We start from the raw sequence: 12,510 nt of genomic DNA on the forward strand, positions 1-12,510 counted from the left end.
AGGTTGGGTGGGCGGGATGCTCCTGCTCGTGGCCTACGGCGCGACCCTGGCGCCCGGCGTGACCCTCTGGGACGCTGGGGAGTTCCTGGCGGCCATCCGCACGCTCGGTGTTCCACACCCACCCGGCACGCCGCTGTTCGTCGTTGCGGCGCGGGCCTGGGCCAACTTGTGGAGTCCGTTGCTGCCGTTCGCCACCGCGGTCAACCTGGCGTCCGCCGTTGCGACCGCCGCGGGGTGCGGACTCGTGGCGACCGTCGTCGCCCGCGCCCACGGCCCGCTGGCGGTGCTGGTGGCCTCCGTGGTCGGTGGCGTCGGGTTTACCGTCTGGTCGAGCGCCACGGAGACCGAGGTGTACGGTTGGGCCTTGCTCTTGATGGCGCTGATGCTGTGGGTCGCGGACCGCGCCGGCACCCGATGGTCCAGTCGCCATCATGCGCTGATGTGTTTCCTCTTTGGTCTTGCCGTCCCGCTGCACATGAGTGCACTCGTCGCAGGTCCCGCGGCCGTTCTCCTCGCCGCGACGGACCTCGGTGGGAGCGTGTCGTGGCGGCGGGTGAGTGCCGGCGCCGGCGTGTGGTTGTTGGGCGTCGCGGTCGGAACGGTGTCCTGGGCGCCGGCCCTCCTGGGGGTGCTGCTGTTCGCCGCATCGCACGGCGGCGGCGGGGAGGGTCCCGAGGTGGTTCGGTGGGGTGCCATGGCGTTGCTCCTCGGGGCCTCGTTCCTCGGCGTCATGTACGTCGTCGCCACGGGAGATCCGGTCATCAACCAGGGGGATCCGTCCACCTGGTCACGCTTCCAGGCGGTGGTCGCGCGCTCCCAGTACGACGTGCCCGGCCTGTTGCCGCGACGAGCGCCGCCGTGGCTACAGGTCGGAAACATCCTGCAATACCTCGACTGGCAGTATGCCCGCGGGTGGTCCGACGCTGTCGGCGCAAGTTGGCGTCGCACCCCGCTCACCCTGATCCTGGTCATGTTCGGGCTGTTCGGGGCCCGGAGCCATCGTGAGGCGGACCCTCGGACGTTCCGGGCCGTGCTGCTCTTCGTGCTGTGCACGTCACTTGGGGTCGTCGCCGTGCTCAACCTCCGGGCGGGTCCCTCGTATGGCTGGGGGGTAGTGCCGGACGGTGCGTTGCGGGAGGCGCGGGAACGAGACTACTTCTTCGCGCCCTTTTTTGTGGCGTGGGGCGCCTGGGTCGCCGTCGGGCTGCACCGCGCCATGCACCGCGTGCCGCTCGCCGCGCTCGGCGTCGTTGGCTTGCTCGCCGTGTCCAACGTGGGGGCGACCTCCCGACGCGATCCCGCGCGCGCCCCGCTGGCCCGCACCTTGGGCCTGGCGATGCTCGACGGTTCTCCACCTAACTCCGTTCTGCTGCTCGCGGGCGACAACGATGCCTATGCCACCTGGTACCTCCAGGAGGTGGAAGGCGTCCGGCGCGACGTCGTGACCGTGGTCGTGCCATTGCTGCCGGCGGACTGGTACCGCGCCCAGCTCCGGGATCGGCACCAGCTGTTTGTCGCAGGTGATGAACAGGGGTGGGTGTCCACGGCAGATGCGCTCCGGCGGATCGGACTCGCGACGACGTCGTTGGGTCGTCCACTCGTCGTGTCAACCGCGCTTGGTGTCTCCCAGCGAGAGGCGATTTCCGGCGGGCAGGGATGGCGCTTCCGAGGGCACCTGTTCGAACGCTCCGGGAGCGCCCTGTCCGCCGATTCGGCCAGTGTCATGCGAGCCCGCGCACTGGTCCTGGGGGTGGCCGCCAGCGCCCAGGTGCCGCGCGGGGCCGACCCGACGGAGGAGTACGTCTGGCGCCTCTTGCGGTGTCCCGAGGTCTGGATTTCTCGTCAGGCGCTCGGTGGCGAGGACGAGTCCGGCTTACTTGAATCGACCTGTAACTACAGGTAATTTCACGCGTTATGCCATTCTCGGGACTGCCGGAGCGGGTCGCCGCCATTCGCGAGGTCGTGAGCGCGGCGGTGCAACGGGGTGGCCACGGTCAGCACGTCGAGATCGTGGCGGTGACCAAGACATACGGTCCCGACGCCGTGGTGGCCGCCTGGAATGCCGGGCTCGCGTCGGTCGGCGAGAACCGGATCCAGGAAGCGCTCGACAAGATGGGGCAGGTGACGGTTCCCGTTCAGTGGCACCTCATCGGGCATTTGCAGCGGAACAAGGCACGACATGTGGAGCGATTCCACCTTGTGCATTCGGTGGACAGCCTCCGCCTGGCGCAGGCGGTCGATGAGGTTGGCAGGGCGCGCGGCGTGCCGGTTCAGGCTCTGATCCAGGTGAACACCACCGGGGAAGAGTCGAAAGGGGGATTTTCCCTGGCGGAGCTCGCGACGCACGCAGAAGCGCTCTCCCGGCTTGGAGGCCTGCACGTGAAGGGAGTCATGACGATGGCGCCGCTGGGCGCGACCGAGACCGTCCTGCGGGAGGCATTCGGGCGGGCACGCGACGCGCGCGACCTGCTCCGTCAGGGTGGGCTCGATGCGTCCGAGCTGTCCATGGGGATGTCAGGCGACTACGAGGTCGCGGTCGAGGAAGGGGCGACGATGATTCGCCTGGGAACCATTCTATTCGGAGCACGCCACTGATGGCCGACGAGTCCTTTCACCTCACACCGCTCGATATTCGGCGGTACGACTTTGGGTCGGCCCTGCGCGGGTACGATCGCGCGCGGGTCGACCAGTTCCGGGAACAGGTCGCCGCCGAGGTCGAGCGGCTCACCAAACAGGTGCAAGGCCTGGAGGGTCGTGCGCAGGGTTTCCATGAGCAGCTGCGGGCGTTCCGCGAGCGCGACAAGGCGATCAACGAGGCCTTGATTTCCGCGCAGCAGCTGCGCGCGGAAACGCGCGAACAAGCCGAACGCGAAGCGCAGCTCATACTTCGCGAGGCGCGCGCGGAGGCGGAGCGCCTCGCCGCGCAGGGCCGGGGCGAGTTGAGCAAGATTGAGACCGAGTTGGACGCCATGCAGCGCCAGCGGCGCTCGTACTTGCTCCAGCTGCGTGCAATGATCGAACGGCAGTTGGCCGACGTCGAGGCGGCCGAGACCATGGCACCCCCGGTGCTGCGCGCCGCGCCCGATGCGCCTGCCGGGACGACCGCTGCCCCGGCCTGGCTGGACTCGCTCGACAAGGACTGACGACACCAACCCCACTCATGGACACGACACCACACACGTTCGAGGCGATCGAACGCGCGGCCGCCGCGGTGCGTGCGCGATTTGCGCGCACGCCGGACGTCGCCATCATCCTCGGGACCGGCCTCGGCGGGTTGGGGCAGCAGATCGCCGCCGAGACCACGATCGAGTATCGCGACATCCCCGGATTTCCCCTCTCCACGGTGGAGTCGCATGCGGGACGCTTGATCTGCGGCACCCTGGGTGGCAAGTCGGTCATCGCGATGCAGGGGCGGTTTCATCGCTACGAGGGGTATTCTCTCCAGCAAGTCACCTTTCCCGTCCGCGTCCTGCGTGCGTTAGGCGCGTCGACCCTGGTGGTGTCGAACGCGTGCGGGGGGATGCATCCGTTGTGGGCGGCGGGCGACCTTATGCTCATCGCGGACCACATCAACCTGCTCGGAGACAATCCGCTCATCGGTCGTAACGATGACCGACTCGGCCCTCGCTTTCCGGACATGTCGGACCCGTACGATCGCGGGTTGCGCGATGTCGCGCGGGCGGAGGCGCGGCGTCTGGGGCTCACCCTGCGCGAAGGCGTGTACGTCGCGGTCACCGGGCCATGCCTGGAGACCCGCGCCGAGTATCGTTTTTTGCGCGGTATCGGCGCCGATGTGGTCGGCATGTCGACTGTCCCCGAGGTGATTGTCGCGGTGCACGGCGGGATGAAGGTGCTCGGCGTTTCCATCATCACCGACATGTGCCTGCCGGACGCGCTGGAGCCGGCGAGTGTCGAGCACATCATCGCGGTGGCCGGTCGGGCGGAACCGCACTTGACCGCCCTCATCGCCGCCGTGGTGGAAAAGCTGTGACCGAGGCGCGGTTCCGCCTGCTGGCGCCCGATCGTCGCGCCGACGACCTCGAGCAAGAGGTCCTCACCTGGTGGCGCACCGAGCGGTTGTTCGAGCAGCAACTCGAGCAACGCCGCGCGGGCACGCCCTGGATCTTCTTTGATGGGCCCCCGACGGCCAACGGTCGTCCCGGGATCCACCACGTCTTTGCCCGCACGGTGAAGGACCTGTTTTGTCGCCACCGCGCGATGCACGGGCATCATGTGCCGCGCAAGGCCGGGTGGGACACGCACGGCCTGCCGGTGGAGATTGAGGTCGAGAAGGCGCTGGGGATCAAGGGCAAACAGGACATCGAGCGCCTTGGGGTGGAGGCGTTCAACCAGCGGTGCCGCGAAAGCGTGTGGACCTACCGTGCGGACTGGGAACGGCTGTGCGAGCGGATTGCGCATTGGATGGATTACGAGCATCCGTATGTCACGTACACGAACGAGTACATCGAGAGCGAGTGGTGGGCGCTCAAGGTGATACACGAGCGTGGGCTCCTCTATCGCGGCCACAAGATCCTTCCGTACTGCGCACGCTGTGGGACGGCACTGTCGTCCCATGAGTTGTCGCTGGGCTACAAGGAGGTCGAGGACCCCTCGATCTACGTGACGATGGACCTCGTGCATGACGGTGGAGTGCGCCGCCGCCTGCTCGTGTGGACGACCACGCCGTGGACTCTGGTGTCCAACGTGGCGCTCGCGGTCCATCCGGACCTGGCCTACGTGGAGCTGCAGAAGAAGGGGACCACCGACTGGACGCTGATCCTGGCGGAGGCGCGCGCTGCTGCGGTGTTGGGTGCGGACTACCAGGATCGATGGGACGTGGTGTGGCAGATGGATGGGCGCGCATTGGCCGGCCAGCGCTATCGTCGACCCCTGGACCTGGTGCCGATTCCGTCGGGAGCGGGAGACCATGAGGTGGTCGTCACGGCGGAGTTTGTCACGGCGACCGATGGGAGCGGGATCGTCCACATGGCGCCGGCCTTCGGCGTGGACGACTACGCCACGGGGCAGGCGCATGACCTGGCCATGCTGCAACCGGTGAACGCCCGGGGGGCCTTTGAAGACCAGGTGCCGTTGGTCGGCGGCAAATGGATCAAGGAGGCGGACCCCATCCTGATCGAGGAGCTGCGGCGGCGGGACGCGTTGTGGAAGGCCCAGGTGGCCATGCACGACTACCCGCACTGCTGGCGATGTGGAACACCACTCATCTACTACGCGCGCGAATCGAAGTTCGTACGCACGACGGCGCTGCGCGACGAGATGCTACGCCGGAACGGGCGGATGGACTGGCACCCGGAGGAGATCGGGACCGGTCGTTTTGGTGAGTGGCTCGCGAACAACGTCGACTGGGCAATTTCCCGCGATCGGTATTGGGGGACGCCACTGCCGGTCTGGGTCTGCGACCGGGAGACGGCGCACCGCGACGTCATCGGGTCATACGCCGAGCTCGCGGAACGGGTGGGGCACCCACTCCCGCCGGACTTTGATCCGCATAAGCCCTTCATCGACAAGTGGACCTGGCCGTGCACCCGCTGTCCGGGGACGATGGTCCGGGTGCCGGAAGTCATCGATGCCTGGTTCGACTCCGGGGCAATGCCGTTCGCCCAGTGGCACTACCCGTTTGAGAATCGCGAGATCGTGGAGTCGCAGTTTCCGGCGGACTTCATTGCCGAGGGCCTCGACCAGACCCGTGGGTGGTTCTATTCGCTGATCGCCATCAGCACCGCGCTCGGTGATGCCCTCCCCAACAACACCTTCGGGAAGGGGGCGGGGCCGCGTGAGACGGCGCCGTTCCGCACCGTGGTGGTGAACGACCTCGTGACCGACGCCAACGGCCAGAAGATGTCGAAGTCGCGGGGGAATACCGTCAATCCGTTCGAGGTCGTCGAGCGACACGGGGCGGATGCGGTGCGCTTGTTCCTCGTGGCGTCGTCCTCGCTTGGCGTGTCGAAGCGCTTCGACGAGCAGGTCATTCGCGACACGGCGGCGGGCTTCCTCGTCACCCTGAAGAACGTCTACTCCGGGATCTTCGCGCAGTACGCCAACTACGGCTGGACGTCGGGGCAGCCGGCACCCGCCGTGGCCGACCGCCCCGCCATGGATCGCTGGATCCTGGCTCGACTCGGCAGCGTCGAGGCAGCCGTGGACGCGGCGCTCCTGGCGTTTGATGCCACGGCCGCCTCGCGCGGCATCATGCAGTTTGTGGTCGATGATGTTTCCAATTGGTATGTCCGCCAGTGTCGGGCGCGCTTCTACGAGGTGGCGGGAGAGGACAACCGTGCAGCGTTCGCGACGTTGCATGAGGTCCTCGCCACCACCTGTCGCCTGTTGTCCCCGATCGCCCCGTTTGTGAGCGACTGGATCTACCGGGAACTCACCGGCGGTTCGGTGCACCTCGCCGACTACCGGTCCGTCACGCCCCATCGCGACGCCGACCTCGAGGTGGCCATGGCGGAGGTGCGCGAGTTGTCCCGATTGGGTCGCGCGGCCCGGGAGGAGGCGGGCGTCAACGTCCGTCGTCCGCTCGGACATGCCGTGTGCGTCGTGCCCGCCGCACGCGCCGTCCACGTGGAACCGCTCCTGTCCATCCTGGCGACGGAGCTCAACATCAAGCAGGTCGTGCTGGCCTCCTCGGGGGACCAGCTGGTCACCCTGGAAGCCAAGGCGAACTTCAAGGCGTTAGGCAAGCGATTCGGCAAGGCGACGCCACTGGCGGCGAAGGCCGTCCAGGCGCTGTCGTCCGAGGCGGTCCGCCAGTTCGAACGTGGCGAAACTGTGACGATCGTGGTCGAGGGCGCCGAGGCTGCCCTGGAGGCGGACGACCTGACGGTGGTGCGCCGCGCGGTGGGTGACCTCCTCGTCAAGGAGGCCGATGGCCGCTTTGTCGCCCTGGATCCCTCGGTCACCCCGGCGCTCCGGCGCGAGGGGCTGGCGCGGGAGCTCGTGAGTCGCGTCCAGCGCATGCGCAAAGACTCGGGATTTGCCGTCTCGGACCGGATTCGCCTGTGGGTCTGGGGGGATCCGGAGATCGAAGAGGCCGCTTCGGAGTATATTGGGTGGATTTCTGGAGAGGTCCTGGCGGCCCACCTGCAGCTTGGGGAGGCCCACGCTCCAGGTCACGTCGCGGCGCAATCCGTGGAGCTCGATGGACTCCAGGTGCGCGTCGCCCTCATCGTGGATCAGTAACGATGTCGACTCCAGTCGGTGCCAAGAAGCCGAAGCCGATGAACAAGAAGAACCTGGCGCACTTCGAGAAACGCTTGCTCGAGGAGCGCCGTCGGGTCATGAAGGAACTCGGGCACTACGACGACGTCTTCGGGGCCACACCGCAGTCGGCGGATGGGGACCTCAGCGCCTACTCGTTCCACATGGCCGACCAGGGCACCGACGCCATGGAGCGCGAGAAGGCGTTCCTGTTCGCGAGTCAGGAGGGTCGGTTCCTCTGGCACATCGACCAGGCGCTGCGCCGGCTCTACAAGTCGCCCGAGACCTTCGGCAAGTGCCACGGGTGCGGCGAAGACATCGCCTTCGAGCGACTCGACGCGCTCCCGCATGCGCGCTACTGCATCAAGTGCAAGCAGAAAGAGGAAGATGGCAAGAAGTAAGGCGGCCATCTTCGTCCCGCTGGTCGCGGTGCTCGTCGTGGCGGATCGAATCACCAAGTCCATGGCCGAGCAGGCGCTGGTGCTCTACGTCCCGCGCGAGGTGGTCGGCGACGCCTTGCGCTGGACCTTGGTCTACAACCCGGGTGCCGCGTTTGGCCTCCACCTCGGGCCGTACTCGCGTTGGATCTTCATGGCGCTCACCATCGGCGCCCTGTTCATCCTCGCCAATCTCTATCGCGAGACGCGCTCCTCGGATCGCTGGCGGACCCTCGCGGTCGCGCTCGTGTCGGCGGGGGCCCTGGGCAACCTGGTGGACCGCGTCATCTCCCCGCGCGGGGTGGTGGACTTCATCGACGTCGGCATTGGCGCCTCCCGCTGGCCGACGTTCAACGTCGCGGACATGGCCGTGTCGGTCGGCGCGGTGCTCCTCGCCCTCGTTCTCTGGGGTGAAGACAAGGCGGCGGCACGCGCCGCCGCGTTAGGCACCGGGCAGCCCGGAACCACATGAGCCCGGTGCCCGGGGCGGGCACGCGACACACGATCTCCGTCGAGGCGGACAGCGATGTCCGCCTCGACCTGTTGGTGGCTCGTCACCTGGATGTCTCGCGCACGCAGGCGGCGACCTGGATCGCCGAAGCACGCGTCCTCGTGAACGAGCGCCGGGAGAAAGCGGCGTATCGTCCCCTGTCCGGGGACGTGGTGCTGGTCGAGGTCCCGGCGCCCGTCGGGCGGGAGGTTGTCCCGCAGGACCTCCCACTGGTCGTGGTCTACGAGGACGACGAGCTACTGGTCATCGACAAGGCGGCTGGCATGGTGGTGCATCCCGCCCCGGGGCACTGGGAGGGTACGGTGGTGAATGCGCTAGCCGGACGAGGTGGCCCGCTCTCCTCCCTTGGCGGTGCGGATCGTGCGGGTCTCGTCCACCGTCTCGACAAGGACACCTCCGGCCTCCTGCTCATCGCGCGGACGGAACGCGCCCATCGGGTCCTCGGTGACGCACTCATGCGGCGCGAGATCGTGCGTCGTTATGCGGCCCTCGCATGGGGGCATGTGGATGACGATCGCATCGACGTGGACCAGCCGCTCGCCCGCGACCCACGCAACCGGCAGCGCATGGCCGTGGTGCGAACCGGGAAGTCGGCGCGAACCACCTTTGTGCGGCTCGCCCGCTACGATAGCGTCGACCTGCTCCGTGCCCACCTGCACACGGGTCGCACCCACCAGATCCGCGTGCATCTGTCGCACTTGGGGCACCCCGTGGTGGGCGACGATGTGTACGGCGGCGGTGGCGGCCGTCGGCTGGTCAAGCTGCCGGCGGGTCGCCATTTCCTTCATGCGGCCCGTCTCCGATTCAAGCACCCGGTCACCGGGATCGAATTGGACTTTCGGTCGCCGCTTCCGGCGGATCTCCGCCAAACCCTGGCGGCCGTCGCTCGCGACCCCGCGGTCCTGGACGCCGGTGATCCGCTCGATGACCTTGGCTTCTACGATGAGGACGAGGCCCATCCCCGGCGGAGCAGCGCCATGTCGGGGGGCACCGTCCCTGTCGACTCGGGCGCATGACGAGTCGCCAGCTCCTCGTGGTGGCCAGCGGGGGAATCGCCTACGCCCTCGACTCGACGTGTGTGCGCGAAATCACGGCCATGCTTCCAACCACCAGGATACCGGGGGCCGGACCCGAGGTGCGGGGGCTCATCAACCTGAGGGGACAGCTCCTGCCGGTCGTTGACCTGGCCGTGCGTCTGGGAGGGGTTCCCACCTCCGCGGATGGTGGGGAAGTCGTCGTGCTCGCCGTGAACTCCCGGTTGTTCGGGCTTCTGGTGGACGAGGTGCGGGAGGTTATCGCCGTCGACGCCCCGTCTCAGGAGGCCGATGCGCTCCTGGTGCGGCAGGGTCCCGGCGGGCTCATCCGCGAGGTGGGACATTTCGGCGACGCGGTCGTCCTTGAGGTTGACGTGCGTGAACTCGCGACGCAGTCGCTCGCATAGGGCAGGGCGTCGTCGCGGTCGCCGTCGGGGGGACCGACCGTGAGCCACTCAGTACTGATTTGTGACGACGCAATCTTCATGCGGACCATGCTGGGCGACATCCTGTCGCAAGCAGGGTTCGAGATCGTCGGCGAGGCGGAAACCGGCGCGCAGGCTGTCCAGCGATACGAGGAACTCAAGCCGGACCTCGTGACGATGGACATCGTGATGCCGGACATGGGGGGAATCGACGCCGTGCGCGCGATCACCCAGCGCGACCCGGCCGCCCGCGTCCTGATGTGCAGCGCCATGGGCCAGCAGGCGCTGGTCGTCGAGGCGATCCAGGCGGGCGCGCGCGACTTTGTCGTGAAGCCGTTCCAGCCGAGTCGGGTGCTCGAAGCGGTCCAGCGCGTCCTGGGTTAAGCGGGTACGCCATCGTGTCGCGGTATCGCGACCTGTTCGTCTCCGAGAGCCGTGATCACCTGACGGCGATCGAGCACGCGTTGGTGCGGCTCGAGGCTGACGCCGAGCAGCAGGACCAGGTGGATGCGCTGTTTCGCTCCGTCCATACCATCAAGGGGATGGCGGGCGCCATGGGATATGCCCCGGTCGCGGAGCTCAGCCATGCGATCGAGAGCCGTCTCGAGTCGGTCCGGGCTGGTGCGAGCGGCATGGACCGGGAGACGCTCGACCTCCTTTTTGAGGGCGCCGACGCGCTGGAGCAACTCGTCGCGGCAGCGACGGAGGGCGGCAGTGCGCTGGACACGTCCGCGCTGCTGGGTCGCCTCGGTCGGGCCGGAACACCGGCGGCGGCGTCGCCCGCACTGCGTCGCGCGGCGCGTGCCGGTGCCCGCGATGTGACCTGGACGTATGAGCCGGGGACGCCGCTCCCGGGTGCGCGGACGACGCTGGTCACGCGCCGCCTGGCGACGTTAGGCGCCGTCGTCGATGTGGTGCCACCGGCTGAGGTGATGGCCTCGGAGGCATTCGACGGTCGGGTGGTGGCCCAGCTGGTCTCGGTGGAGGATGCCGAGACGATTGTCGCTGCCGTGCGCGCATGCGGGTTCATCGCGCAGGTGGAGGTGGGCGCGCTTCATGCGCCGGATGCCCCACCCGCCGAGGCAGCGTGGCAGGAGGGGCAGCTCACGGCCCCGCTGCAATCGTATGTGCGCATCGAGGCCCGACGCCTCGACCAGCTCATGAACCTTGCCGGCGAACTCGTGACGTTGCGTGGGCGGTTGCACGTCACGGCGTCCCGCGTGGGCAACTCGCAGTTGGACGCCGTGGTCGACGACGTGCATCACCTCGTGGGCGAGCTGCAGGACGCGGTGCTCGGCACGCGATTGGTCCCGGTCTGGCAGGTGTTCGACCGGTTTCCCCGCGTGGTGCGGGATGCGGCGCGGACGGTCGGCAAGGAGGCGACCCTGGTCATCGAGGGTCGGGAGATCGAGCTGGATCGCGCGCTACTCGAACAAGTGGCGGATCCCCTCGTGCACCTCCTGCGCAACGCGGTGGACCATGGCCTGGAAGACCCCGCAGCGCGTCTCGCGGCCGGCAAGCCGCGCGTAGGGCGCGTGACGCTGCAGGCGCGGCGCGAGCGCACGGCCGTGGTGATCACGGTGGTGGATGATGGACGAGGCGTGGATCGGGCGCGTCTGCTGGAGCGTGCGCGGACCATGGGCTGGGTCTCCGCCGATGAGGAGGAGCTCGCCGACCGTGACCTGTTGCGCATCATCGCGCGACCGGGCGTCTCCACCGCCGGGCGGGTCACCGAAGTTTCGGGTCGCGGGGTCGGGGTGGACGCCGTAGTGTCCCGCATTCGGGCGCTGGGGGGAACCGTCGAATTTTCCACGGTGGAGGGACGGGGCACGGTGTTTGAGCTACGCCTGCCGCTCAGCCTGGCGATCGTTCCGGCCATTATCGCCTCGTGTGGTGAGGAATCGTACGCGCTGCCGTTGACCCACATCACGGAGACGGTGCAGCGCACGGCCGGCGTGGTTCGCCGGGTGCGTGGGCGCCCGGTGTTCGTGCGACGGGACCGCGTGCTCCCCCTCTGGTCGCTGCGCGAACTGGTGGGGGCCCCCGGGCGGGACCCGGAGGGGTCGCAAGTCGTCATTGTCGAGGCGGCGGAGCGGGCCGGGGCGGTCCTGGTCGACCGACTCTCCGGCCAACAGGACCTGGTCGTCAAGTCGTTCGATGCCGTGCGGGGCATGTCGACGGCCATCAGCGGTGCGGCGGTGTTGGCCGATGGTTCGACGGCGCTGATCGTGGATGCGGGTGGACTCCTACAAGGACAATGATGCAAGAGCTCCTCAGCCTTCGACCCGTGCAGCTCGATGCACTGCGAGAAGTGGCCAACATCGGGGCCGGCCACGCCGCGACGGCGCTGTCCCAGATGACGGGACAGACGATCATGATCTCCGTCCCGACCATCAACATCGCCGCGCTGGACGAGATCCCGACGCACGTGGGTGACCCCGTGGAGCCCGTCGCGGCCGTCCTCATGGAGATGAAGGGCGACCTGCAGGGCCGAACGCTCCTCGTCTTTCCGCGACCGACCGCTGTTCGGTTGGCCGGGCTCATGCTCAAACGCCCGGGGTCGACCGGCGACACCCTCAGCGCGCTCGAGGAATCGGCGATCAAGGAAGCCGGCAACATCCTGAGCGCGGCGTACATGAACGCCCTCAGTGAGTTCATGGGGATCACCCTCCTGCCATCGCCACCGTCGCTCGCGATCGACATGGCGCAGGCGGTGCTCACGACCGCCTACCTGCAGTTTGGGGCGGACAAGGACATGGTCTTCTGCGTCGAGACTGAGTTCGTCATGCACGATGCGGGAGAGCGCCTGCGCGGCTTCTTCCTCCTCCTGCCGGAACTCGCCTCGTTGCGCGCGATCCTTCGCGCCGTCCGCCTGGACTGAG

Annotated in this window: 12 protein-coding genes; all 12 read left to right on the forward strand. The window is 68.0% G+C overall.

What is annotated here, in order from left to right; all coding sequences use genetic code 11:
- Positions 1–16: 16 nt before the first annotated feature.
- From IPK85_16625 to IPK85_16680, 12 genes are read left to right on the forward strand one after another with little or no spacing between them, the layout of a single operon-like run.
- Entirely contained in the window at positions 17–1,903 is a 1,887-nt protein-coding gene (locus tag IPK85_16625) for a DUF2723 domain-containing protein (protein ID MBK8249004.1), read from the forward strand.
- A gap of 11 nt (positions 1,904–1,914) precedes the next feature.
- Positions 1,915–2,595 (forward strand): YggS family pyridoxal phosphate-dependent enzyme, encoded by a 681-nt coding sequence (locus IPK85_16630; GenBank protein MBK8249005.1) that lies wholly within the window; start codon positions 1,915–1,917, stop codon positions 2,593–2,595.
- Positions 2,595–3,143 (forward strand): DivIVA domain-containing protein, encoded by a 549-nt coding sequence (locus IPK85_16635; protein MBK8249006.1) that lies wholly within the window; start codon positions 2,595–2,597, stop codon positions 3,141–3,143. Before IPK85_16630 ends, IPK85_16635 begins: the two co-directional genes overlap by 1 nt.
- A 17-nt stretch (positions 3,144–3,160) precedes the next feature.
- Positions 3,161–3,991 carry a purine-nucleoside phosphorylase gene (locus tag IPK85_16640; protein MBK8249007.1) on the forward strand — a complete coding sequence of 277 codons (831 nt, stop codon included), beginning with the start codon at positions 3,161–3,163 and terminating at the stop codon, positions 3,989–3,991.
- Positions 3,988–7,203, forward strand: a complete 3,216-nt coding sequence (locus tag IPK85_16645) for an isoleucine--tRNA ligase (protein ID MBK8249008.1) — start codon at positions 3,988–3,990, stop codon at positions 7,201–7,203. Before IPK85_16640 ends, IPK85_16645 begins: the two co-directional genes overlap by 4 nt.
- Positions 7,204–7,205: 2 nt before the next feature.
- On the forward strand, positions 7,206–7,622 hold the full coding sequence (locus IPK85_16650; GenBank protein ID MBK8249009.1) for a TraR/DksA C4-type zinc finger protein: 417 nt from the start codon (positions 7,206–7,208) through the stop codon (positions 7,620–7,622).
- Complete coding sequence (lspA, locus tag IPK85_16655; GenBank protein ID MBK8249010.1) at positions 7,609–8,130, forward strand: signal peptidase II; 522 nt, start codon at positions 7,609–7,611, stop codon at positions 8,128–8,130. Before IPK85_16650 ends, lspA begins: the two co-directional genes overlap by 14 nt.
- Positions 8,127–9,185, forward strand: coding sequence for an RluA family pseudouridine synthase (locus tag IPK85_16660; GenBank protein MBK8249011.1), 1,059 nt, complete (start codon positions 8,127–8,129; stop codon positions 9,183–9,185). Before lspA ends, IPK85_16660 begins: the two co-directional genes overlap by 4 nt.
- A complete protein-coding gene (locus tag IPK85_16665) occupies positions 9,182–9,610 on the forward strand; it encodes a purine-binding chemotaxis protein CheW (protein MBK8249012.1) in 429 nt (142 codons plus the stop codon). The genes IPK85_16660 and IPK85_16665 overlap by 4 nt, the downstream gene beginning before the upstream one ends.
- 39 nt (positions 9,611–9,649) lie before the next feature.
- A complete protein-coding gene (locus IPK85_16670) occupies positions 9,650–10,012 on the forward strand; it encodes a response regulator (GenBank protein ID MBK8249013.1) in 363 nt (120 codons plus the stop codon).
- A 14-nt stretch (positions 10,013–10,026) separates the two neighbouring features.
- Positions 10,027–11,889, forward strand: a complete 1,863-nt coding sequence (locus IPK85_16675) for a chemotaxis protein CheA (GenBank protein ID MBK8249014.1) — start codon at positions 10,027–10,029, stop codon at positions 11,887–11,889.
- Complete coding sequence (locus IPK85_16680; GenBank protein ID MBK8249015.1) at positions 11,889–12,509, forward strand: chemotaxis protein CheC; 621 nt, start codon at positions 11,889–11,891, stop codon at positions 12,507–12,509. The genes IPK85_16675 and IPK85_16680 overlap by 1 nt, the downstream gene beginning before the upstream one ends.
- Position 12,510 lies beyond the last annotated feature (1 nt).

The organism is Gemmatimonadota bacterium (assembly GCA_016712265.1).
In the GTDB taxonomy this organism is placed as follows: Bacteria; Gemmatimonadota; Gemmatimonadetes; order Gemmatimonadales; family Gemmatimonadaceae; genus RBC101.

What these genes read in the sequence shown, in the direction of transcription:
- IPK85_16625 (MBK8249004.1), top strand. Translation starts at nt 17, where the DNA reads ATGCTCCTGCTCGTGGCCTACGGCGCGACCCTGGCGCCCGGCGTGACC.
- IPK85_16680 (MBK8249015.1), top strand. Translation starts at nt 11,889, where the DNA reads ATGCAAGAGCTCCTCAGCCTTCGACCCGTGCAGCTCGATGCACTGCGA.
- IPK85_16650 (MBK8249009.1), top strand. Translation starts at nt 7,206, where the DNA reads ATGTCGACTCCAGTCGGTGCCAAGAAGCCGAAGCCGATGAACAAGAAG.
- IPK85_16660 (MBK8249011.1), top strand. Translation starts at nt 8,127, where the DNA reads ATGAGCCCGGTGCCCGGGGCGGGCACGCGACACACGATCTCCGTCGAG.
- IPK85_16640 (MBK8249007.1), top strand. Translation starts at nt 3,161, where the DNA reads ATGGACACGACACCACACACGTTCGAGGCGATCGAACGCGCGGCCGCC.
- IPK85_16630 (MBK8249005.1), top strand. Translation starts at nt 1,915, where the DNA reads ATGCCATTCTCGGGACTGCCGGAGCGGGTCGCCGCCATTCGCGAGGTC.
- lspA (MBK8249010.1), top strand. Translation starts at nt 7,609, where the DNA reads ATGGCAAGAAGTAAGGCGGCCATCTTCGTCCCGCTGGTCGCGGTGCTC.
- IPK85_16665 (MBK8249012.1), top strand. Translation starts at nt 9,182, where the DNA reads ATGACGAGTCGCCAGCTCCTCGTGGTGGCCAGCGGGGGAATCGCCTAC.
- IPK85_16635 (MBK8249006.1), top strand. Translation starts at nt 2,595, where the DNA reads ATGGCCGACGAGTCCTTTCACCTCACACCGCTCGATATTCGGCGGTAC.